The organism is Hungatella sp. L36, from assembly GCF_014288035.1.
On record NZ_JACOPC010000001.1, the window covers coordinates 538,338 to 560,508 of the forward strand.

Genomic DNA, 22,171 nt, shown 5'->3' on the forward strand with positions numbered 1-22,171 from the left:
ATATCAATAGTGACAGGAATATCTGCTTTTATTCTACTAAAAGTTTGCGATTATATCAATATCAACCTATAAAAGGTTAAAAAAGTATCTAGCGGCCGTCGAGGCAATCGTGCATAATAGAGAAAAACAGACAGATACCATTTGGAGGTCAGATATGAAGTTAAAAAACAGGACATTTACCGGTTCCACATCAGACGCGGTAACGAAAAGAGAGCAGGAAAACAGGGAGATCGCCCGCAGAGCGGCTTCCGAAGGATTTGTACTTTTAAAAAATGACGGTCATCTGCTGCCGCTTGCTGCAAAGGGAAAAATCGGGCTTTACGGAGCAGGGGCAGTAAAGACCATAAAAGGGGGCACCGGCTCCGGCGATGTCAATGAGCGGGACTGTGTTTCCATTTATCAGGGGTTAAAGGCCGCAGGCTATGAAGTGACCAGCGATGCATGGCTCTCCTCTTATGAGACCATTTACGCGGATGCAAGACAGGCCTGGAAAGAGGCGGTCCTGGATAAACTGAAACAGTATGACGGCAACTTTTTCCAGGCGTACTCCACCACACCGTTTGTCGTTCCCTGCGGCAATACGCTGGACGAGGAAGCTGCAAAGGCGGATGGAGCCGACACGGCGGTATTTGTGCTCAGCCGTATTGCAGGGGAAAATGCGGATCGTCACGATACGGAAGGCGATTACTTCATCACAGAAGAAGAAAAAGCGCTTCTGGCACAGGTTTCTGCTTCCTATGACAACGTAGTTCTCGTTATCAATACGGGAGGTCTGATTGACCTGGCCTTTACTGAGGCGTTTGCAAATATAAAATCCATCGTGCAGTTCATGCAGGCCGGTCAGGAAGGCGGTTCGGCGTTTGCGGATATCCTTTCCGGCGCCGTAAATCCAAGCGGAAAAATGACGGATTCCTGGGCTTATACCTACGCAGATTACCCCAACGCCCAGACCTTCAGCCATAAGAACGGCAACATAGAGACAGAGAAGTACGAAGAGGGGATTTTCGTCGGATACCGTTATTTCGATACCTTCGATGTACCGGTTCGCTACGGTTTCGGCTTCGGATTGTCCTATACGGAATTTTCCGTTGTGGGAACCGGAATCAGCGCTTCCGGTTTGGACACAGACCAGCCGAAAATCTCCGTTACGGCTTCCGTGAAGAATATCGGACATACGTATGCCGGAAAGGAGGTTGTGGAAGTCTACGTATCCTGTCCGCAGAATGATATGCCAAAAGAGTTCCGCCGTCTGGCCGGATTCGGAAAGACCGCGCTTTTATCTCCTGACGAGACCCAGGATTTAACGATTACCTTCCCGCTGTATCAGCTGGCCTCCTATCATGAAGATAAGGCGGCATGGATCCTGGAATCGGGTACATACGGCATCTGGGTGGGGAATTCCCTGGAAGCCTCCAGTTTATCCGCTACGATCTGTCTCGACGCGGACGTCGTGATGGTGCAGTGTGAAACGATCTGTGAGAGAAAAGAAGACTTAACGGAACTGGTGCCGGATGCCGGTAAGACGAAGGCAAAAGAGGAAGCGTGGAAGAGTCTGGCGGAATCCTTAAAGCTTCCTGGCATATCGGTCTGTGCGGACCAGATCGTGACAGAAACCGCCGTGTATCCGGAACACTTAGGCGTGACGGAAGGAAAAGCCGGAGAGATCGTGAGCACCTTATCCGAGGAACAGCTGATTGCACTTGCCACAGGCGATCCTGGAAAAGGCCAGGAAAGCGCCCTTGGCTCCGCAGGACTTACGGTGCCGGGAGCTGCGGCTGAGACATCCTCCGCTGCAATAGATTCCCCATGGAATGTGGCCAGCATGGTACTGGCAGACGGACCTGCCGGTTTAAGGCTCCATAAGACGTATCAGGTAGTGGACGGTATGATCAAAAAAGGCGGGTTCCTCCAGGCCTTTGAGGGCGGCTTCTTTGCCGATCCGGAGGAAGTGGAAGGCACAACCTACTATCAGTACTGTACCGCAATCCCGGTCGGTACGCTTCTGGCACAGACATGGGATGTCAGTCTTCTGAAGGAAGTCGGTGAGATGATCGGCCGTGAGATGGAACTGTTTAACGTGACGCTGTGGCTGGCGCCTGGCATGAATATTCACCGGAATCCGCTCTGCGGCCGGAACTTCGAATACTATTCCGAGGATCCGCTTCTGTCCGGTATGATGGCGTCCGCAATCACTCTCGGTGTCCAGAAAATTCCGGGATGCGGAACTACGATCAAGCATTTTGCCTGCAACAATCAGGAGGATAACCGTATGGGGTCTGATTCTGTCCTTTCCGAGAGAGCGCTGCGCGAGATCTATTTAAAGGGATTTGAAATCGCAGTGAAGAATTCGCAGCCCATGTCGATTATGACGTCCTACAACCAGATCAACGGCGTCCATGCGGCAAATTCCTACGATATCTGCACAAAGGCAGCCAGAGACGAGTGGGGCTTTGCAGGCGCAATCATGACAGACTGGACCACCACAACAGCCTCCACCGCAGGCGTATGCACGGCCGCGGGCTGTATGCGGGCAGGCAATGATATGGTAATGCCGGGCGTGAAAGCAGACCATGACAATATCCGTCAGGAGCTGAAAGAGGGAACTCTGGAGCCTGGAGCACTGCAGAGATGCATCTGCAATACCGTGAGTCTGGCTCTGCAGTCTAACCAGTATGAGGAGGCAGTCAGCTATGGCAGCCAGTTTGATGGGCTGGGGACATATATGACGGTGGATTAATATAACAGGAGTACGAAACAGGAACATAATACAGGAACATGATATGATAGAGCCCCGGACCGCAAAAGGTTTCGGGGCTTTTGCGCGGCGTCAGGTAAAGTACGGCGGGAGCAGCCTATTTATTCTCTGCAAATTGTGACGGCGTAGAGCCTGTATATTTTTTAAATACCTGGCTGAAATACTGGGGATTGCTGCCGAATCCCACAGCTTCCGCGATGACGTGAATGTGATCGGCGCCGCTCTGGCGCAGAAGTCTCTGGGCTTTCTCGATGCGGCTTCGGTTTATGTAATTGGAAAATTTCTCACCGGACTGCTTCGTAAAGGTTCGGCTCAGATAGCTGACATTGATGTACAGCAGGTTTTCAGCAATGTATTTTAATGAAAGGTTTTCATCGTCTAAGTGAGCGGACACATAAGCCTTCACTGTATCGGCAAGAGACGTTTTCGCAAAAGCTGATTTCTGTTTGCTGTCGGTAAACAGAAGGCTTATAATCTGTCTGCTGATAATGTCTCTCAAATTCATCACATTCTGTTCGCTCAGGATCTGTTCCGTAAAATGAGACAGGTCTTCGGCGGAAGGCGGCAGGAATTGGGTATGAAGCTCCATTAGCAGATTGAGGCCGACAGGACGCAGCTCTGCCGGTTTGGCAAAATGAGTAAAAAAGTGATCTAACAGCAGCCGGGCCTGTTCTGTATTCCCTTCCTGGCGGCAGACTAAAAGACGGGATACCAGATCGGCAATACCGGGATTACTGTAGACCGGGAGAGACTTTTTTACGTGGTTTACAGCATCTATAATCGCCTCCTCACTGATAGGCTTTAATAAGTATTCACGAACACCGTATTTTATTGCGCGGCGTGCGTAGTCGAATTCCGGGTATCCGGTGAGAATGATGAATTGAATATGAGAATCCAGGCTTTGGAGCTTCTCGATTAAGTCCAGTCCGTCCAAACCGGGCATGCGGATGTCGGTCATTACGATGTCTGGTGCCGTATCCATGATTGCATCCAGGGTTTCCATGCCATTTTTACAGCTTGCGGTAATCTGGATATCCAGGGCCTCCCAGTCGATTAATTCCACAATGGCTTCACGGATAAGTTTTTCGTCGTCTGCAATTAGTAATTTATGCATAGTAATACTCCTTTCACGATAGGTCAGAAGAGGAGGCTTCTGCCTTCCTGGGAATTGAAAATGACACAATGGCCATATTATTTCTGTTATCAAAATTTAAGTGGTAATCGTCTCCGAATAGGATGCGGAGGCGGGAATCGATATTCAGGAGGCCGATTCCATTTCCTTTCGGTTTCACCGTCTGATCCTTTAGATGCTCCAGAATCCGGGTATCGATGAAGGAACCGCTGTTTTCCACCTGTACCTTTATGAGCGTGTTGTTTTCCTCCGTAACGGACAGACGGATCACGTATTCATCCTGCGGTTCCTCCTGGGAATGGAGTATGGCATTCTCCACCAGAGGCTGGATGGTCATCTTTGGAAGCTCTGATTCCAGTGCGGACGGATCAATGTTCATTTCTACTACCAGGTCGTCAAACCGGATCTGCTGGATCTTAACGTAGCAGGATACGATTTCCAGCTCTTTTTCAATGGAAATCATATTTTCCTGGTTATTCAATGTGCTCTGAAGCATACTTCCCAGGGACTGGGCAATGGTGGATATATCCTTTGACCCAGCTCTCTTAGCCAGCCAGTTAATACTGTTTAAGGTGTTGTAGAGGAAATGCGGATTTACCTGCTGCTCCAGTGCCTTAAGCTTTGCCTGGGTAATGAGAAGCTCATTTACATAGCTGTCCTCAATCAGCTTTTTTAACTCTACAACCATCTGATCAAAGGATGCATTTAAAATGGTCATTTCGTCCTGACTGTTGGTGGATGGCGTCAATGCAGCCTGCGGTTTCATAATTCCCTCTTTTTTAATCCGTTCCATTTTTTCCACCAGCATATTGAACTGATAGGAAATATTTTTTACAATGCGTCCGGCCAGAAATGTAGCAATAGAAATCGACAGAATCAGAGAAAACACGAACACAGGAATCAACCGGTTAATAGAATGGAAAATATTATCATAGGGAACAGCCAGGGAGATCCGCCACGTTCCGTTTTCAACCGGCAGTTTTGCAAAGGTTATAAACATGCGCCTGCCGTCAATATTTTTAATGGCGTAGGGCTGGGTATCAGAGAAAAGCTTCTGGTAATGACGGAGATAGCTTTCATTGTCGGCCGGATAGATCAGCTGTTCGCCGCTGCTGATGAACAAATCAAAATGCTGACCGTTGGAATAGCGGGACTTTAAGATGTCCTGTACCGTATCCTGCAAGTCAATTTCAATGATTAAATATCCCATGGGTTTTAAACTTAAATTTTTTACCTTCAGTATTTTGCGGGCGCAGAGAAGGCGGGCACCTTTTTCGGAAGGACGCCAGACCAGGCGCCCGTTGGCATTGTCACATGCCTCCATCAGACGTTGTGTGGCTTCCTCCGATTCAGAATAGCTTGTTTTCCCCCACCAGATTTTCTTTCCATTAGGCGTAAGGGTAGTTAGATGAACCATGTCAGACGTATAATACTGGTTAAAGATAGCAATAATTTCGTTTCTTGCCTTTTGTGCAGGAAGCGGCGACGATTTGGAGGTGCTGCAGACGGCCAGGTTTTCCTGAAAGGCGGAACCGTAAGCGATATAGGAGGAGACCGTCTCAATGCTTTCCAGCTGATACATTAATTCGTCAGAGACGAAGGAAAGCGAGTTGGCAGTCTGGCCATACAGAAGTTTGTTATACTGGTGGATTACATAGTTGAACCCAAATAAAGTAAAACCGGTAATGGTAGCGGCCACAACAATAATGATAAGAATCAGTCTGTGTTTTAGTTTTAGATCGTTAAACGAATAGGTAAAATGCGGAAGCTTCATAAGCAGTATCCCCTGTGTAAAATGCCGGATTATATCCTGTGTTTGGTTTGTAATATAGCATGATTTTGGCCGAAAGTACAGGCTGTTTGTGTAAAAGGTAATGAAATTGAACAAAACAGGTAAAGAAATTTGATTAAAATGTACGAAAAAGCGTGATATGATTTTACCAGCAGCGAAAATCAAAATCATGAAGAAGAGAGGTTGACGATTATGAAAGTTTGGAAGCGTGTAGCAGCACTTGCTATGACAGGGGTCCTTGCAGCGGGCATGTTGGCAGGGTGTGGTTCTAAGGATTCGGAAAAAACGGCAGCAGGAACCGCAGAAGGGACGACAGCAGGAAATGCTGAAACAACGAAAGGGGCAGCAGCGGAGGGACAGACCGTAATCCGTGTATGCTGGTGGGGAAATCAGACCAGAAATGACGGGACCGTTAAGGCTCTTGAGATGTATGAAGCAGAGCATCCGGAAGTAAAATTTGAAGTGGAGTTCTCTGACTGGAATGGCTACTGGGATAAACTGGCGACACAGGCGGCAGGAGGAAATCTTCCGGATATTATTCAAATGGATTATGCATTCTTAAGCCAGTATCAGGAAAAAGGGCAGTTAGTAGACTTGAATCAATATATTGAAAGTGGTGTGATTGATACCACTAACGTACCAGACAGTATTATGAAGAGTGGTGAGATCGATGGAGGTACCTACGCCATTGTAGCAGGAACCAATGCAAAAGCGCTGTTAGTTAATACCGCAGTAATGGAAGAAGCTGGTGTAACACTTCCCAAACAGCCAACCTATGAAGAGTTCTTTGCAGCTGCAAAAACGATTTATGAAAAAACCGGCCAGCAGATCGCGATTCCAAGCAACGATGAACAGTCCATGCTGTTTATGGCAAGAGCCCTTGGACAGACTATGTTTACGAAAGACGGAACAGCACTCGGAATGCCGGATGATACGGTAGCCCTTCGTTATTACACCAGACTGAAGGAGACGCTTGATGAGGGCTTCCATGTTTCCCCGGAGGTCATGGCAGAATCATCTACCAATCAGTTAAGCAACTTTGCAGCAGGAAAAGAGTGGTGCCAGCTGACCAACTCCAACATGATTGTCAATACCATTGCCCAGTGCGAAGATGATGTACAGTACGATATTTATATGTACCCGACAGAAGCAGATGCAGTTTCTCAGCCGATCTTCATTAAGCCGTCTCAGTTTTATAGTGTGACGAAAGACTCTGAAAATCCGGAAATTGCGGCAGATGTCATCAACTTCCTGACAAACTCTGTAGAGGCTAACACAGAAGCCTTAAAGGGAGAGAGAGGCGTGCCGATCTCCAGTGTTGTGACAGAAGCTGTTAATGGAGTGGTAGATGAGTGCACCGGAAGAATCAATGCTTATGTGGCGGAGGTTGCAAAAGTAGCTGCGGAAATCGATCCTCCGTTCCCTCCTGCATCGGCGGAAATCGGCAAAATGATCAGCGATCTGGCAGATGCAGTTCGTTACCAGGAGATTACTCCGGAAGAAGCGGCTCATAGCTTCTATGAGCAGGCAGCAGAGCTTCTTCAAAAAGGTACGGCAGAATAATTCAGACTCTTGCAAAGGGGCTGGCGGCCAGGAGGTGGCGCAGTGATGAAAAATGAAAAGCGGATGAACTCCGCAGTAAGAAGAGAAGCAGTTGCGGGATATCTGTTTATTATGCCATTTATTATCGGTTTTCTGGCATTCTCCGCGATTCCCATTCTGATTTCTTTATATCTTTCTTTTACAGAATACGATGTTTTGGGAAGTCCGAAATTTATTGGACTCCAAAATTACATAAGAATGTTTACGGCTGACCCGAAGGTTTGGAAAACCTTCGGAGTCACATTCTTCTACGCAGCAGTATCGGTTCCTCTAAAGCTGATTATGGCACTGGCTGTTGCCATGCTGTTCTTAAAAAATACTCGTTTTACAGGCTTTATGAGAGGGGTCTACTACCTGCCTTCCATCATGGGCGGAAGTATCGCCGTAGCCGTTTTATGGAGAAGACTGTTTGCCAGCGACGGTGTCATAAATGCTCTTATGGCTCTGGTGGGGCTGCCGGGCGATATTGCGTGGCTGGGAAGAAAGGATACAGCCATCTGGACCCTGATTATCCTCGCCGTATGGCAGTTCGGTTCTTCCATGCTGATCTTTCTTGCGGGCTTAAAACAGATTCCGGCCAGTCTTTATGAGGCAGCTACCGTAGACGGCGGCTCCAGGTTCAGACAGTTTATAAGCATTACGCTTCCCATGCTGACGCCGGTTCTCTTCTTTAATCTGGTGCAGCAGACGATTAATGCGTTTATGGCCTTTACACAGAGCTTCGTGATTACTGGCGGCGGCCCCAGGGATTCAACCCGTTTTTACTGTGTTTACCAGTATCAGAGGGCCTTCGAGTTTCATGAGATGGGATACGCCAGCGCCATGGCCTGGTTTATGCTCGTGGTAATTGGTATCCTGACAGCTCTGATCTTTCAGTCGTCAACCAGGTGGGTTTATAATGAATCGAAGGAAGGGTGATGCGCATGAAACATAACAGTTCCGTAAGAACACAGGAAAAAGTCAGCGCCGGACAGGTGATAACCACAATTCTGGTTATTTTAGGCGGACTTACGATGATATATCCGCTGCTGTGGATGGTTATGAGCTCCTTGAAAGAAAACAATGAGATATTCAGCAGTGCAAGCAGCCTGATTCCAAAGGAATTCCATTTTGAAAATTATGCAAACGGCTGGCGCGGATTTGCAAAGATCAGCTTTGCCACATTTTTTAAAAATTCCTTCTTTATCGCTGCAGTGGGAACCATCGGCGCTGTCTTTTCCTCGGCATTTATTGCATTTGGATTTGCAAGACTGAAGTTTAAGGGACGTAATTTCTGGTTTATCTGCATGCTTGTTACCATGATGCTTCCATTCCAGGTTATTATGATTCCGCAGTATATTATTTTCAACAAATTGGGCTGGGTAGGCACATTCCTGCCCCTGATCGTACCGAGCTTTTTTGGCGGATCTTTCTTTATATTTCTGATTATTCAGTTTATATATGGAATTCCAAAGGATCTCGATGAGGCTGCTAAAATTGACGGATGCGGCTACCTGGATATCTTTATCCGCATTATCATACCGTTAATCGTGCCGGCTCTTGTGACCTGCGCTATCTTCTCCTTCATGTGGAAATGGGATGATTTCATGGGATCACTTCTGTATTTAAACAAGCCGAGCATGTATCCGGTAACGATGGCTCTTAAAATGTTTGCAGACCCGACCTCAATTACTGACTGGGGCGCCATGTTCGCCATGGCTACGCTGTCTATTATCCCGATTTTCCTTATATTTGTATTCTTTCAGAAATATCTGGTAAATGGTATCAGCACGGAGGGCTTAAAGGGATAGCGCGTATGCTCTGCGGAGTGAAAAGCAACGAAAATTAAGTATGCAAAGAGGAGATAAAAACGTGGGTACAGAGATGAATGCAGTTTTGCGCCCGGAATTTCCGCGTCCGGATTTTGTGAGAAATGAGTGGAGTCCTTTAAATGGGACCTGGCAGTTTTCCTTCGATCAGCCGGTGTTCGACCGGAGTATTACAGTTCCATTCTACTATCAGTCCACCATGAGCACCATTGGAGAGACGGAGGACCATGATGTGGTATGGTACCGCCGTGAATTCCTTGTGGAAGCTGAAAGGCTAACAGGAAAACGTCTTCTGCTGAAATTTGGCGCAGTGGATTCCGAGGCCTCCGTATGGATTAACGGTGTCTATGCAGGCGGCCATACAGGCGGTTATACTTCTTTTGAACTTGACATTACAGAACTTGTAAAAGAAGGAAGCAATGAAGTAACGGTAAAGGCCGTGGATGATACAAACAGTGACAAGCCGAGAGGAAAACAGACATGGACCGGCGAGAAATTCGGCTGCTGGTATACCCCTGTTACCGGTATCTGGCAGAGTGTCTGGCTGGAGTACGCAGGAGCATGCTATTTAAAGAGAGTGAAGGCAACACCGCAGTTAAGCGATTTGACGGCTCTCTGTGAAGTGTTTGTCTCCTGTGATGAAGAGGTGGAAGCAGAGGTTACGGCTTATCTGGAGAATGGGAACGTATTTCTATGCAGGCAGACGATTCCCTGCCGTCATGGCTACGGCAAGTTAAGCCTGGCATTCCCGGACTATGATATAAGGCGGGGAGAGCTGCTCTGGACGCCGGAAGAGCCGAATCTGATTACCTTAATTGTGAAAATAACCGGTAAAGGTGGGTGTGCCGACGAGGTGGCAGCGTACTTCGGAATGCGAAGCATTGAATGGGAAAATGGAATCATCAGCTTAAACGGCAGCCCTTATTACCAGCGTCTGGTACTGGATCAGGGCTACTGGCCGGAATCCATACTGACGCCGCCAAGTGACGAGGCCATCCAGGAGGATATCCGTCTGACAAAGGCGATGGGCTTTAACGGCGCCAGAAAACATCAGAAGATCGAAGATCCCAGATACTATTACTGGGCGGATAAGATGGGGCTTCTGGTATGGGGCGAGCTGCCGAGCGCCTACGAATTCAATGACAATGCGATGGAAGCCTCTTCCAGGGAATTGATGGAATTTGTTAAACGTGACTATAACCATCCCTGTATCGTGACCTGGGTCCCGGTCAATGAGAGCTGGGGAGTCCGGTCCATAAGAGGGAATTTACAGCAGCAGAATTACTGCCGTATGCTGACGTACCTGTTAAAAGCCATGGACCCGGTCCGCCTCGTAAGCGCCAATGATGGCTGGGAGCAGGTAAGTGACACGGATATCTGTGCCCTTCACGATTACGCTCTTTTCCCGCAAACGGAGAAAAAGTATGATGATATGGAGAACGTATTAAAGACGTATTGCGAGTCCCGCCGCTTGTTTGCAGAAGGAAACAGCTATCAGGGACAGCCGGTTATCTTAACCGAGTACGGAGGCATTGCTTTTGAAGGAGACGGAGCGGAAGGTTCCTGGGGGTATTACGGAAGAGTAAAGGATGAGGAACAGTTTCTTGGAATCCTGGAGCCGATTACGGAATTCTTAATCCGCAGCGGCCATTTCAACGGCTTCTGCTATACCCAGCTGACGGATGTCATGCAGGAGGTAAACGGGCTTTTAACGGAGGACAGAAAACCGAAGGTATCCATAGAGCGCCTTCACGATGTTTTTGCAAAGAGAATCTATTAGTATTCGGAGAGAGGGAAAGCGATGGAGACATTTAATACGTATTTTGACAGCAATATCAGTATGAAATCTGGCAATGCGCCGCTTCATGATATTTTGAGTACCGTTGCGGGGAGGTACATAGGACAGAACCCGGCCGGCTCTTTCCGATTCCGGGCGTTTCGTGATGATTCCTTTCTTCCTGATGCAGACGGAAGCTATAATCTGGATTTGAATGCTAAGCTGCCGGAGGCTTTGATGGGTCAGTATGCATTAATTGCCGCTAAGTTTTACAGCAGTGGTTCCGAAAACAGAACACTCCTGATACGGTGTTACAGTCAGGCAGATGTGTATTTTAATGGCAGCCTGCTGTGGGAATCCACTCCTTATGAAGAAAATAATGAGCAGAAGGTGACCTCCGTTGTATTGCCCTGCGGTGCCGGCTGGAATTCGCTGATGCTTCGCTGCTGTAAACGAACCTCCGGTTTCGGCTGCCATTTAGAACCGGAGCTGTCAGTCTGGAACTGGATTCCGTTTCTGACGCCTTTTGCAGAAAGAGAAGGACAGGGCGGATTGGTATACAGCCAGCCGTTTGACGGCCCAAGAGTCAATGTCCCGGACATTGATCTAAATGGAAACGAGGCGGATACAGGGCTTTGCTGGTATCCTGCTCAGACGCGTGAGACAATGGAATCTCCCGGGGATCTGGAGGCTGTCTTTGGCCGCCGGCCAGGAAAGTGGGCCTGTATATGGAGTAAAATCCGACAGAATCTGCCGGGAAAACAGACGGCTGCCTTTACCTGTTTTGGCGCTGAATTTTATTTGGATGGAAGACGGATCGAGTCCGGTGACATTACAGTAACTGCGGGAAACCACGATCTGCTGGCCTGTTCCCGCTGTCCGGAGGAGAGCAGCTGGACTGTCAGGTTTTCAGCAGAGTATGAAGACCGTACAAAGCTGAAGCTCATGAATCCTGGGGCAGATGGAGTGAAGGGGCCCTGCCTTTACCTGGGACTGTTTGATGCAAAGCCTGACTGGAAGCTTCCGGGCTTTTACGGCTTGTTCGGTGATTCTGAGAAATGCTACTGGAAAGCAGCTGAACATACGGTGGTTCGCCCCTATCTCGAGAATCCCTGTTTTGGCCGCTGGAATTATCCTTTAGGTGTAACGCTCTACGGCCTGACCCAGGCCGCCCGGGTATTAGACAGGCCGGACATTACGGAATATGTAAGAAAACATATCCATGAGTGTGCTGCCATGCATGAATACAGTCTGTGGGATGCAAAGACGTATGGTTACCCGGAGATCAATAACCAGCTTGTGGTTCTGGACTCGCTGGATACCTGTGGCTCCTTCGGCTCTGCCATGCTGGAATTTTACAAAGACAAAATGGACGGGAATGTCAAAATGACGGCCGACCGGATCGGCAGCTATATCCATAGCGGACAGTCCCGAAGGGAAGATGGGGCCTTCTGCCGCCTGGGAGAGGGCCATACGACCATGTGGGCCGATGATCTCTATATGAGTATTCCGTTTTTATGCCGGTACGCAAAAATGACCGGAGACGCAAAGTACCTGGATGACGCGGCGAATCAGGTACTGATGTTTAAAAAATATCTGTATATGCCGGAGTATAAGATCATGAGCCATGTATACGATTTTCATGTGGAAGCGGCCACACAGGTACCGTGGGGAAGAGGCAATGGATGGGCGCTGTTTTCCATATCGGAGCTGTTGGAATATCTGCCTCAGGACCATAAAGACAGAGGCAGTATCCTGGAATTCTTTACAAGCCTTTGTGAGGGATACGTGGCCTTGCAGGGAAGCAGAGGATTGTGGCATCAGGTGCTGACGCTCCCGGAATCCTATGAGGAGGCTTCCTGTACCGCCATGTTTATATACGGCTTCAGCCGGGCGGTCAGATTTGGCTGGATCGAAGACGCTTTAGGCAAAAAACTCCTGGCATCGGCCATGAAGGCGTGGGAAGGCTTAAAACAGACAGCTCTGGACCGTTTTGGCAATGTATATGGAATCTGCCGCGGCTCCTTCTACTCCTTCTCCGGCGATTATTACCGGGATACGCTTGGATGGACGCTGAATGATACCCATGGTATTGGGATTGTATTATTGGCGGGAATTGAGCTGGACCAGGCAGTTCGTATGGAATAAAGAGAATGAATGAAGTATGACTGCTGAAGCGGCTGCGCTCCGGCGCGAGAGTCCGGCTTGCCGGACTCTTTTTCGTTTTAGGAATAGTTGCTGGCTGTTGCAGTATATGAAACAGGCTATGCAAAATAATTGTATTATGGGGATTCTTCCTTTATAATAGTATCAAGTATTAAATATAAAGGGGGCGGGGATATATGGATTTTATTTTTCTGTTTACGGGTATGATATGTCTGGGGGAGGCAGTTTTCCTGTTTCTGGGGAAAGACATGCTGATCTTTAACGGAACGACATTTAAACAGAAGGACTACGATATGAAACGTCTTTCCAGGGTGGAAGGGGCGCTGTTTCTCGTGGATGCGGCCGCTTGTCTGGCGCTGGGGGCGCTTCATCTGGAGATGAGATATCAGATGGTCTGTCTCGGTATCGTGTTTGTTACGCTTCTGTTTCACGGAAGGAATTTCAGCAGCGGGAAATATAAGGTGAAACACGGGAACCAATCATTTCCAACGGGAAAGGAGAAAAAGCAGTGAAACGTTTTTTAAATTGCAATGCATCGGATTTTGAGAAAATGAACGGAAAAGAACTGGTGGAATCCATTGCCTCCAGCGAGGGCCGGGTGCTGGTCTGTGAGACCATCGGAAATTTGCAGCCCATGCTGGGAGATGTGAGCAATGCGGAGCTGGCTGCGGCCATGGGCGCCGATGTGATTCTGTTAAATATCTTTGATGTGGATAACCCTGTAATCAACGGTCTTCCGCCTGTTGACAAAGGGAATCTGATCCGGAAGGTGAAGGAGCTGACCGGGCGTCCTGTGGGCATCAACCTGGAGCCAAAGGAACAGGGCGTGGAAAGCTCGGTGGAGGCGGACTCCATGTGGGGAATCACGGGTGGCCGTCTGGGAACGCTGGAAAATGCGAGGAAGGCGGTCGATATGGGTGTCGATTTCATCGTTCTGACAGGGAATCCGGGTGTCGGTGTCACCAACCGGGCCATCGAGGAGACGCTGGCGGTCTACCGGAAGGAATTCGGTGACAGCATTGTCCTGGTGGCCGGAAAGATGCACGCGGCGGGAATTCTCTCTGAGGCGGGAGAGAAGATCATCACGCGGGAGGATGTGAAGCTGTTTCGCGAAGCGGGAGCCGATGTAATTCTTATGCCGGCTCCGGGGACGGTCCCGGGAATTACCATGGAGTATATCCGGGGGCTGGTCTCCTTTGCTCATGAGCTGGGGGTTCTGACGCTGACGGCGATAGGAACCTCCCAGGAGGGCTCAGATCCGGCTACCATCCGGGAGATTGCGCTGATGTGCAAGATGACGGGAACGGATATGCATCACCTGGGAGACGCCGGATACGGCGGCATGGCACTGCCTGAAAATATCCTGGAATATGGAAAGGTGATCCGCGGAGTGCGCCATACGTACCACCGGATGGCGGCTTCCATCCGGCGTTAGAAACGGTATCGTATACAGTATAATATGAAGTAGCCACAACAGAGATTCTGTGCTATAATGGTACAGAATCTTTGCCGTTTTGGCCAGAAGGAAGCTTATTTTGGCTGATCCGGCGGATCGAATTTAAACAACCAGGAGAGAAAGAGTATGGGGAGAGAAAAATTTTCATCCCGGCTGGGCTTTATTCTTATTTCAGCGGGATGCGCAATCGGACTCGGCAATGTATGGCGTTTTCCATACATCGTAGGCCAGTACGGCGGCGCGGCATTCGTATTAATTTACGCGGTATTCTTAGTGATACTGGGTCTTCCGATCGTAGTCATGGAATTTGCAGTGGGACGGGCAAGCCAGAGAAGTGTGGCGCTGTCCTATGATGTGCTGGAGCCAAAAGGAACGAAGTGGCATTACGCCAAATATCTGGGCATGGCAGGAAATTACATCCTGATGATGTTTTACACCACGGTCGCCGGTTGGATGATCTTATATTTCTTCAAGATGGCAAAAGGTGATTTTACGGGTCTGGATGCCGCTGGTGTCGGCGCGCAATTCGAGGGAATGCTGGCAAATCCGGTTCTGATGGCTGTATTTATGATACTTGTGGTAATCGGATGCTTCGCGGTCTGCGCGAAGGGGCTGCAGGGCGGTGTGGAAAAGATCACCAAGGTGATGATGGTCTGCCTTCTGGTTCTGATGGTGATTCTGGCGGTACACTCGGTCATGATGGACAACAGCGGACCGGGACTGGAATTCTATTTAAAGCCTGACTTCGGAAAGATTCAGGAAGCCGGACTGGGAGAAGTAATCTTCGCAGCCATGGGACAGGCGTTCTTTACGCTGAGCCTGGGAATCGGCGCCCTGGCGATTTTCGGAAGCTATATCGGCAAGGAGCGCAGCCTGATGGGCGAGGCGATTTCCGTTACGATTCTTGATACCTTCGTAGCCTTTATGGCCGGACTGATCATTTTCCCTGCATGCTTTGCGTTCAGTATTGAACCGGGTCAGGGACCGAAGCTGATCTTTGTGACACTGCCGAATGTATTTAATAATATGGCGGGCGGAAGACTGGTGGGATCGCTGTTCTTCCTGTTTATGTCATTTGCGGCTGTATCCACGGTTATCGCCGTGTTCCAGAATATCGTGTCATTTGCCACGGATTTGACGGGCTGCACCATCAAAAAGGCCGTACTGTGCAACGCGGCTGCAGTGATTTTGCTTTCCCTGCCGTGTGTGCTGGGATTCAATCTGTGGAGCGGCTTCATGCCATTCGGCGAAGGCAGCAATGTCCTGGATTTAGAGGACTTCATTATCAGCAACAACCTGCTTCCGCTGGGAAGTCTCATCTATCTGGCCTTCTGTACCACAAGATACGGCTGGGGATTTGAGAATTTTATGAAGGAAGCCAACGAAGGAAAGGGAATTAAGTTTCCGAGATGGGTGAGAGGATATGTGACATTTGTCCTGCCTCTGATCGTGCTGGTAATCTTTATTCAGGGGTATATTGCAAAGTTCTAGAGAGGCGATATGGCGCTGAGCAGAGGCTTCACGGGTAGATAAAGTAGATAAAAGATGTATAAGAAATGGAAGCGTTTGAGAGGCCGGGATATAATGAGCGGCCCTTAAATGCTTCCGTTTTTTTTGGTTTTGCATATTTGTTTGCAGCAGAATTTACTGTCCTGCATCTAATTCTTCCCTGTCAGCCCGCGTATCACTTCCCCTGCGATGAGGAGACCCGCGACTGGGGGAACGAAAGAGACGCTGCCTGGCACGGCGCGCTTCGAGGTGACTTCTGTGCTGGTTTCCAGCGGCTTCAGCGGTTCTTCCCTGGAGTACAGGACTTTCAGAGAAGTGATGCCCCGTTTTTTCAATTCCCGGCGCATGACTTTGCAGAGCGGACAGACCGATGTTTTCGATAAATCCGTGATCTCAAACAGTTCCGGGTGAAGCTTGTTGCCGGTTCCCATAGAGGCAATGAAAGGGATTTCGTGGTCAATGGCGTATTGGGCCAGGGCCAGCTTGGCTGTGACGGTGTCGATGGCATCTATGATGTAGTTGACTTTACAGGGAATCTGTTCAAACAGATTTTCTATGTTATCGGGCAGGACAAAGGTCTCAAATGCAAAGACTTCCGCCTGTGGATTCATGTCCAGAATCCGCGTCTTCATGACCTGAGTCTTGTACATGCCGACGGTGCTGTGATAAGCGATGCTCTGCCGGTTGATGTTGGTGATCGAGACGGTGTCGTTGTCGATCAGGACGAGACGGCCGACGCCTCCTCTGGCCAGGGCCTCGATGCAGTGGGATCCCACTCCGCCGACGCCGAAGACGGCGACACAGGAGCCTGCCAGCTTTTCCATGGAGTCCTTTCCCAGAAGGAGTTCACTCCGTGAGAATTCATGAATCATGACTGTCACCATCCAGTTTCTTCTGTTCTTCCACCAGATCGGCGAGCGTAATGCTGTCCACAACCCCGTTAATCGCCTGATCCAGCTGTTTCCACACGGTTAAGGTAGCGCAGTGGCCGGAACGCACACACTGGTTTAATTCGTCCTCCATACACGCTACAGGGGCAAGGCTGCCCTCGGTGAGACGCAGGATCATGCCAACCGTATAATCGGCAGGCTCCTTCGTCAGATAATAGCCGCCCTGGGCGCCTCTCATGCTCTTGACATAGCCTGCGCGGCTTAAAATCGTCACAATCTGTTCCAAGTATTTGTCTGATATCTGCTGGCGTTCGGCCACCTGGTTGATTTTCGTACATTCACCCGGATGCAGAGCGAATTCCAGCATCATACGAAGGGCATACCGTCCCTTTGTAGAGATTTTCATGGTGTCGTTCTCCTTCCTATCATTCTTATCTGTTTAGTAGGATATAAAGTATTTTACACGATGCGGAGACAAATGTAAACAGTTTTTACACACAGGGATTTTATGGTATAATGGATGAAAAGAATGGCCGCCTGTATGCCGAAAGTGGCCCGGAAAGGGAGGTATGTGCTATGACGATGAAGTGTCCCAATTGCGGCGCGGAGTTTTTCGATGGAAGAGAGGTATGCACGGACTGCCAGACCCCGCTCGTCAAAAAAGAGGAGGGGAAAAAAGGTAATGTGGAATTTGCGTCTGAGGGTGTCGATGTGGAGATGCTGACGACGGTCAGCGATCACATAGAGGCGAAGCTGCTGCAGGGAATATTGGAGAATCATAGAATTCCATCGTACTCCATGGATGAGGAAAGCGGCGAATATATGAGGGTCTACATGGGCTACTCGATTTTCGGGGAAAAGATCTATGTGCGCGCCTCCGATCTTTTGGCTGCCCAGGGATATCTGAAGGAGTGGGAGTGCATGAAGGAGGACGCGGAGGTCGATGAGGATTATGTGGCTGCTGAGGATTCGGAAGCGGAGGGGGATTTGGACGATGACGGAGACTCGGAAGAGGAGGAGGGTGAAAACGGCTGGAGGAATCCTCTGATTTTAAAGGACAGGCGTCTGGCGGCGATTATTATTATCGCAGCGGTTATTCTGGGGATTATCTCTGTGTTCCCGCCGATTCCGTAAGGGAAGAAAAAGTGGGGGACAGCTTACCAGGAGCTGTGTACAACTGCGATCCTTTTATTCACAGCCATAATTATTCTTAGGATTATTACGGATTCCCGCCGGTTCCATATACGGCGGAGGAACCGGTGATTTCCTGCCAAATTTCGATGAAATGATTGTTTTTTCCAGTACTTCGTTATATAATAGGGTACGCGTAAAATAATAATTTAGGAGTGTGCCAAAATGAGCAAAGTAAGAACGAGATACGCACCGAGCCCTACAGGACGCATGCATGTCGGCAATTTAAGGACCGCGTTGTACGCATTTTTAATTGCAAAGCATGAAGACGGAGAGTTTCTTCTCCGTATCGAAGATACGGACCAGGAACGGTATGTGGAAGGTGCTGTCGAGATTATCTATAGAACGCTTGAGGAGACCGGACTGGTTCATGATGAAGGCCCGGACAAGGATGGCGGCGTGGGCCCTTACGTTCAGAGCGAGCGTCAGGCTTCCGGTATTTACCTGGAGTATGCGAAGCTGCTGGTGGAAAAGGGCGAGGCGTATTACTGCTTCTGTACGCAGGAGCGTCTGGATTCTTTAAAGCAGACGGTGGAAGGCCAGGAGATTATGACCTACGACAAGCATTGCCTCTCCTTATCCAGGGAAGAAGTGGAGGCCAATCTGGCAGCCGGCATGCCTTACGTCATCCGCCAGAACAATCCAACCGAGGGAACTACCACGTTCCACGATGAGATTTACGGTGACATCACCGTGGACAACTCCGAGCTGGACGATATGGTACTGATCAAGTCGGATGGATACCCAACGTATAATTTTGCCAATGTAGTCGATGACCACTTGATGGGAATCACCCATGTGGTCCGCGGCAATGAATACCTTTCCTCCTCACCGAAGTACAACCGTCTCTACGCTGCTTTCGGCTGGGACGTTCCGGTATACGTGCACTGCCCGCTGATTACGAACGAAGAGCATAAGAAGCTGAGCAAAAGGAGCGGACATGCGTCCTACGAGGATCTGATCGAGCAGGGCTTCATCTCCGAGGCTGTAGTGAACTACGTGGCACTGCTGGGATGGTCTCCGGTGGACAACCGTGAGATTTTCTCTCTGGCAGAGTTAATAAAGGAATTCGATTACCATAATATCAGTAAGTCTCCGGCCGTATTCGATATGACGAAGTTAAAATGGATGAACGGCGAATATATGAAGGCCATGGAGTTTGACCGGTTCTTTGAGATGGCGGAGCCTCATATCAGGAAGGTCATCACGAAGGATCTCGATTTAGAGAAGATCGCCGCCATGGTGAAGACGAGAATCGAGATTTTCCCGGATATTGCAGACCATATCGACTTCTTTGAGGCACTTCCGGAGTACGATCCGGAGATGTACGTTCATAAGAAGATGAAGACGAATAAGGAGACCGCATTGACGGTTCTCACAGAAGTTCTGCCGATCCTGGAAGCACAGGAGGACTTCAGCAACGACGCCTTATATGCGGCGCTGTCAGCGTATGTGGCGGAAAAGGGCTATAAGACCGGCTTTGTTATGTGGCCGATCCGTACGGCGGTTTCCGGCAAGCAGATGACACCGGCAGGCGCTACGGAGATTATGGAAGTGCTTGGCAGGGAAGAATCCATTGCAAGGATTCAGACGGGAATCGAGCTGTTGAGCCGTCAGTAAAGAGAAGATATAAGGGTTTTGAGCGTGTCTGATCAGACGTTTCAGACGCGCTCTAATTCCCTCTGAGAGAAGGGAAAACCAATGAGTTCAGAAGTAATATTTGAAGGTGCACAGAAAGCGGCGGTGACTCACGATAAGGGTCCCATGCTGGTGCTGGCCGGTCCGGGTTCGGGAAAGACATTTACCATAACCCACCGGATTAAGTATTTAACGGAGGAATGCAGAGTGAATCCGTCCAGTATCCTGGTCATCACCTTTACGAAGGCGGCGGCCATGGAGATGAAAGAGCGATATGAGAGTCTGTGCGGCGGGGGACCGTCATCTGTCAGTTTCGGCACATTTCATGCCATATTTTTCCGAATCTTAAAATTTGCATACAGGTATGACGCGCGCAACATTGTGCGTGATGAACAGCGGATGCAGTACATCAGGGAACTGATCGAGACAAACCATGTTGAGGTGGAGGATGAAGCGGAGTTTGTGAGCTCCATTTTGTCAGAGATCAGCTCCGTAAAAGGGGAAATGATCCACTTGAACCACTACTATGCGAAGAACTGTTCGGAAGAGATATTCAAGAAGCTGTATTCGGGCTACGAGGAGCGGCTGAGGAGAGCGAATTTAATCGATTTTGATGATATGCTGGTCATGTGCTACGATCTGTTTAAGGAGAGGAAGGACATCCTTGGCGCATGGCAGAGGAAGTATCAGTACATACTGGTAGATGAGTTTCAGGACATCAACCGGGTTCAGTATGAGATCGTGCGGATGCTGGCGGCTCCTGAGAACAACCTGTTTATTGTGGGAGACGACGATCAGTCCATCTACCGGTTCCGCGGCGCGAAGCCGGAGATTATGCTGGGCTTTGAGAAGGACTATCCCGATGCCGAGCGGGTCCTCTTAAATATCAATTTCCGCAGTACGAAGGACATCGTGGACACGGCTGGTAAGCTGATTGCCCATAATAAAACGCGTTTTCCGAAGGAGATCGTCACGAAGCAGGGCAGGGGAAAGCCTGTGGTTACGAGAGTCTGGAAGGATCCGCAGGAGGAGACGCTGGAGATCGTCCACGAGATCACGGATTACACCGGAGCCGGATATGCCTGGTCCGATATCGCAGTCCTGTACCGGACGAATCTGGGGCCGCGTCTGCTGATCGAGAAGCTGATGGAATACAATATCCCCTTCTGCATGAAGGACGCCGTGCCGAATCTTTACGACCACTGGATTGCGAAAAATATCATCGCCTATTTAAATGCCGCTGCCGGTGATTTAAGCCGCTCCTGCATTCTCTCGGTGATCAACCGCCCGAACCGGTACATCAGCCGGGACGCACTGGAACTGCCGGTGGTGAGCTGGGAGGCGGTCAAGTCCTTTTATCAGGACAAGGGCTGGATGGTGGAGCGGATCGAACAGTTGGAATACGATCTGAAATTCCTGAGGCAGCTGGCGCCTGCCGCCGCGGTGAATTACATACGCAAAGCGGTGGGATATGACGATTACATCAGAGAGTACGCCGAGTACCGCCGTATGAAGCCGGAGGAGCTGTTCGAGGTTCTGGACCAGCTGGCGGAGAGCGCCGCGGGATTTCAGACGGTGGAGGCGTGGTTCGCCCATATGGAGGAGTATGCCAGAGAACTGAAGCTTCAGGCCCGATCCAGGGAGAAGCGGACGGAGGGCGTTTCCCTCATGACGATGCACAGCTCCAAGGGGCTGGAGTACCGGATCGTTTACATTCTCGATGCCAACGAAGGCGTTACACCGCACCACAAGGCGGTTCTGGACGCGGATATGGAAGAGGAACGCCGCATGTTCTACGTCGCCATGACGAGGGCGAAGGAGCGGCTCCACGTCAATTACGTGAGCGAGCGGTACAGTAAGAAACAGGAGGTGTCCCGGTTTGTCAAGGAGTATCTGGGACGGGAGTAGAAAGGAGCATAACATGGATTCGTGTGTACACATCTATTGCGGCGAGGGAAAGGGAAAGACGACGGCCGCCGTCGGACTGGCCGTCCGCGCGGCCGGATGCGGCAGAAAGGTACTGCTTACCCGGTTTTTAAAGACCGACCATTCCGGTGAGGTGGCGGCGCTGGGGCTGATACCTGGAATCTCGGTCACACCGTGTGAGAAGAGCTTCGGATTTTTCTTCCGTATGACAGACGAACAGAAGAAGGAGGCGGCGGTGTATTACACGGAGCTGCTGGATATGACGCTTAGGAAAGCGGTGGATGGCGCCTTCGATCTGCTGGTTCTCGACGAGATCATGGCAGTCATGAATTATGGACTGGTGCGGGAAGAGACGGTGAGAGATTTTATAACCGGACGTCCCTCCGGCCTGGAGGTCGTGATGACCGGGCGCGGGCCGTCGGAGGAACTGATTTCCATGGCGGATTACGTGTCAGAGATCCAAAAGATCAAGCATCCTTACGATCAGGGGATCCAGGCGCGAGAGGGAATTGAGTATTAAGTATGCAGT

At 49.6% G+C, this 22,171-nt stretch carries 17 protein-coding genes; 13 read left to right on the forward strand and 4 right to left on the reverse strand.

Features of this window, described 5'->3' with window-relative positions; all coding sequences use genetic code 11:
* Nucleotides 1–154 precede the first annotated feature (154 nt).
* Entirely contained in the window at nucleotides 155–2,737 is a 2,583-nt protein-coding gene (locus H8S80_RS02250; RefSeq protein WP_117630127.1) for a glycoside hydrolase family 3 protein, read from the forward strand.
* Nucleotides 2,738–2,852: 115 nt separating this feature from the next.
* On the opposite strand, the gene H8S80_RS02255 is transcribed toward H8S80_RS02250, so the two are convergent.
* Both H8S80_RS02255 and H8S80_RS02260 read right to left on the reverse strand, forming a co-directional pair.
* Nucleotides 2,853–3,869 carry a response regulator gene (locus H8S80_RS02255; protein ID WP_117630128.1) on the reverse strand — a complete coding sequence of 339 codons (1,017 nt, stop codon included), beginning with the start codon at nucleotides 3,867–3,869 and terminating at the stop codon, nucleotides 2,853–2,855.
* A 13-nt stretch (nucleotides 3,870–3,882) separates the two neighbouring features.
* The gene (locus H8S80_RS02260) at nucleotides 3,883–5,661 is read right to left on the reverse strand and encodes a sensor histidine kinase (RefSeq protein ID WP_029465977.1); all 1,779 of its coding nucleotides are present in this window, start codon (nucleotides 5,659–5,661) and stop codon (nucleotides 3,883–3,885) included.
* Between the two features lie 210 nt (nucleotides 5,662–5,871).
* Here H8S80_RS02260 and H8S80_RS02265 point away from each other — a divergent pair, with 210 nt between their 5' ends.
* The 8 genes from H8S80_RS02265 to H8S80_RS02300 all read left to right on the forward strand — a co-directional run bounded on the left by H8S80_RS02265 (nucleotide 5,872) and on the right by H8S80_RS02300 (nucleotide 15,979).
* Nucleotides 5,872–7,242 (forward strand): ABC transporter substrate-binding protein, encoded by a 1,371-nt coding sequence (locus tag H8S80_RS02265; RefSeq protein WP_117630490.1) that lies wholly within the window; start codon nucleotides 5,872–5,874, stop codon nucleotides 7,240–7,242.
* Nucleotides 7,243–7,287: 45 nt separating this feature from the next.
* Nucleotides 7,288–8,199 carry a carbohydrate ABC transporter permease gene (locus H8S80_RS02270; RefSeq protein ID WP_002600505.1) on the forward strand — a complete coding sequence of 304 codons (912 nt, stop codon included), beginning with the start codon at nucleotides 7,288–7,290 and terminating at the stop codon, nucleotides 8,197–8,199.
* Nucleotides 8,199–9,071: a carbohydrate ABC transporter permease gene (locus H8S80_RS02275; RefSeq protein ID WP_002600504.1), complete on the forward strand. Its 873-nt coding sequence runs from the start codon at nucleotides 8,199–8,201 to the stop codon at nucleotides 9,069–9,071. Before H8S80_RS02270 ends, H8S80_RS02275 begins: the two co-directional genes overlap by 1 nt.
* Nucleotides 9,072–9,132: 61 nt before the next feature.
* Nucleotides 9,133–10,869, forward strand: a complete 1,737-nt coding sequence (locus tag H8S80_RS02280) for a glycoside hydrolase family 2 protein (protein ID WP_117630130.1) — start codon at nucleotides 9,133–9,135, stop codon at nucleotides 10,867–10,869.
* A 21-nt stretch (nucleotides 10,870–10,890) separates the two neighbouring features.
* Nucleotides 10,891–13,014: a glycoside hydrolase family 88/105 protein gene (locus H8S80_RS02285; RefSeq protein WP_117630131.1), complete on the forward strand. Its 2,124-nt coding sequence runs from the start codon at nucleotides 10,891–10,893 to the stop codon at nucleotides 13,012–13,014.
* 194 nt (nucleotides 13,015–13,208) lie between these two features.
* Complete coding sequence (locus H8S80_RS02290; protein ID WP_002600501.1) at nucleotides 13,209–13,544, forward strand: hypothetical protein; 336 nt, start codon at nucleotides 13,209–13,211, stop codon at nucleotides 13,542–13,544.
* A complete protein-coding gene (locus H8S80_RS02295) occupies nucleotides 13,541–14,467 on the forward strand; it encodes a DUF7916 family protein (protein WP_181987845.1) in 927 nt (308 codons plus the stop codon). The genes H8S80_RS02290 and H8S80_RS02295 overlap by 4 nt, the downstream gene beginning before the upstream one ends.
* A 147-nt stretch (nucleotides 14,468–14,614) precedes the next feature.
* Nucleotides 14,615–15,979, forward strand: a complete 1,365-nt coding sequence (locus H8S80_RS02300) for a sodium-dependent transporter (RefSeq protein WP_117630132.1) — start codon at nucleotides 14,615–14,617, stop codon at nucleotides 15,977–15,979.
* 167 nt (nucleotides 15,980–16,146) lie between these two features.
* On the opposite strand, the gene H8S80_RS02305 is transcribed toward H8S80_RS02300, so the two are convergent.
* Nucleotides 16,147–16,869, reverse strand: a complete 723-nt coding sequence (locus H8S80_RS02305; RefSeq protein ID WP_002600498.1) for a tRNA threonylcarbamoyladenosine dehydratase — start codon at nucleotides 16,867–16,869, stop codon at nucleotides 16,147–16,149.
* Nucleotides 16,859–17,293, reverse strand: coding sequence for an RrF2 family transcriptional regulator (locus H8S80_RS02310; protein WP_002600497.1), 435 nt, complete (start codon nucleotides 17,291–17,293; stop codon nucleotides 16,859–16,861). The genes H8S80_RS02305 and H8S80_RS02310 overlap by 11 nt, the downstream gene beginning before the upstream one ends.
* A gap of 170 nt (nucleotides 17,294–17,463) precedes the next feature.
* Here H8S80_RS02310 and H8S80_RS02315 point away from each other — a divergent pair, with 170 nt between their 5' ends.
* The 4 genes from H8S80_RS02315 (at nucleotide 17,464) to H8S80_RS02330 (ending at nucleotide 22,162) form a co-directional block, all read left to right on the forward strand.
* A complete protein-coding gene (locus tag H8S80_RS02315; protein WP_117630492.1) occupies nucleotides 17,464–18,021 on the forward strand; it encodes a putative signal transducing protein in 558 nt (185 codons plus the stop codon).
* 222 nt (nucleotides 18,022–18,243) lie between these two features.
* Complete coding sequence (gene gltX, locus H8S80_RS02320) at nucleotides 18,244–19,698, forward strand: glutamate--tRNA ligase (protein ID WP_025531858.1); 1,455 nt, start codon at nucleotides 18,244–18,246, stop codon at nucleotides 19,696–19,698.
* 81 nt (nucleotides 19,699–19,779) lie between these two features.
* A complete protein-coding gene (locus tag H8S80_RS02325; protein ID WP_117630133.1) occupies nucleotides 19,780–21,624 on the forward strand; it encodes an ATP-dependent helicase in 1,845 nt (614 codons plus the stop codon).
* A 13-nt stretch (nucleotides 21,625–21,637) separates the two neighbouring features.
* The gene (locus H8S80_RS02330) at nucleotides 21,638–22,162 is read left to right on the forward strand and encodes a cob(I)yrinic acid a,c-diamide adenosyltransferase (protein WP_117630134.1); all 525 of its coding nucleotides are present in this window, start codon (nucleotides 21,638–21,640) and stop codon (nucleotides 22,160–22,162) included.
* Nucleotides 22,163–22,171: the final 9 nt, after the last annotated feature.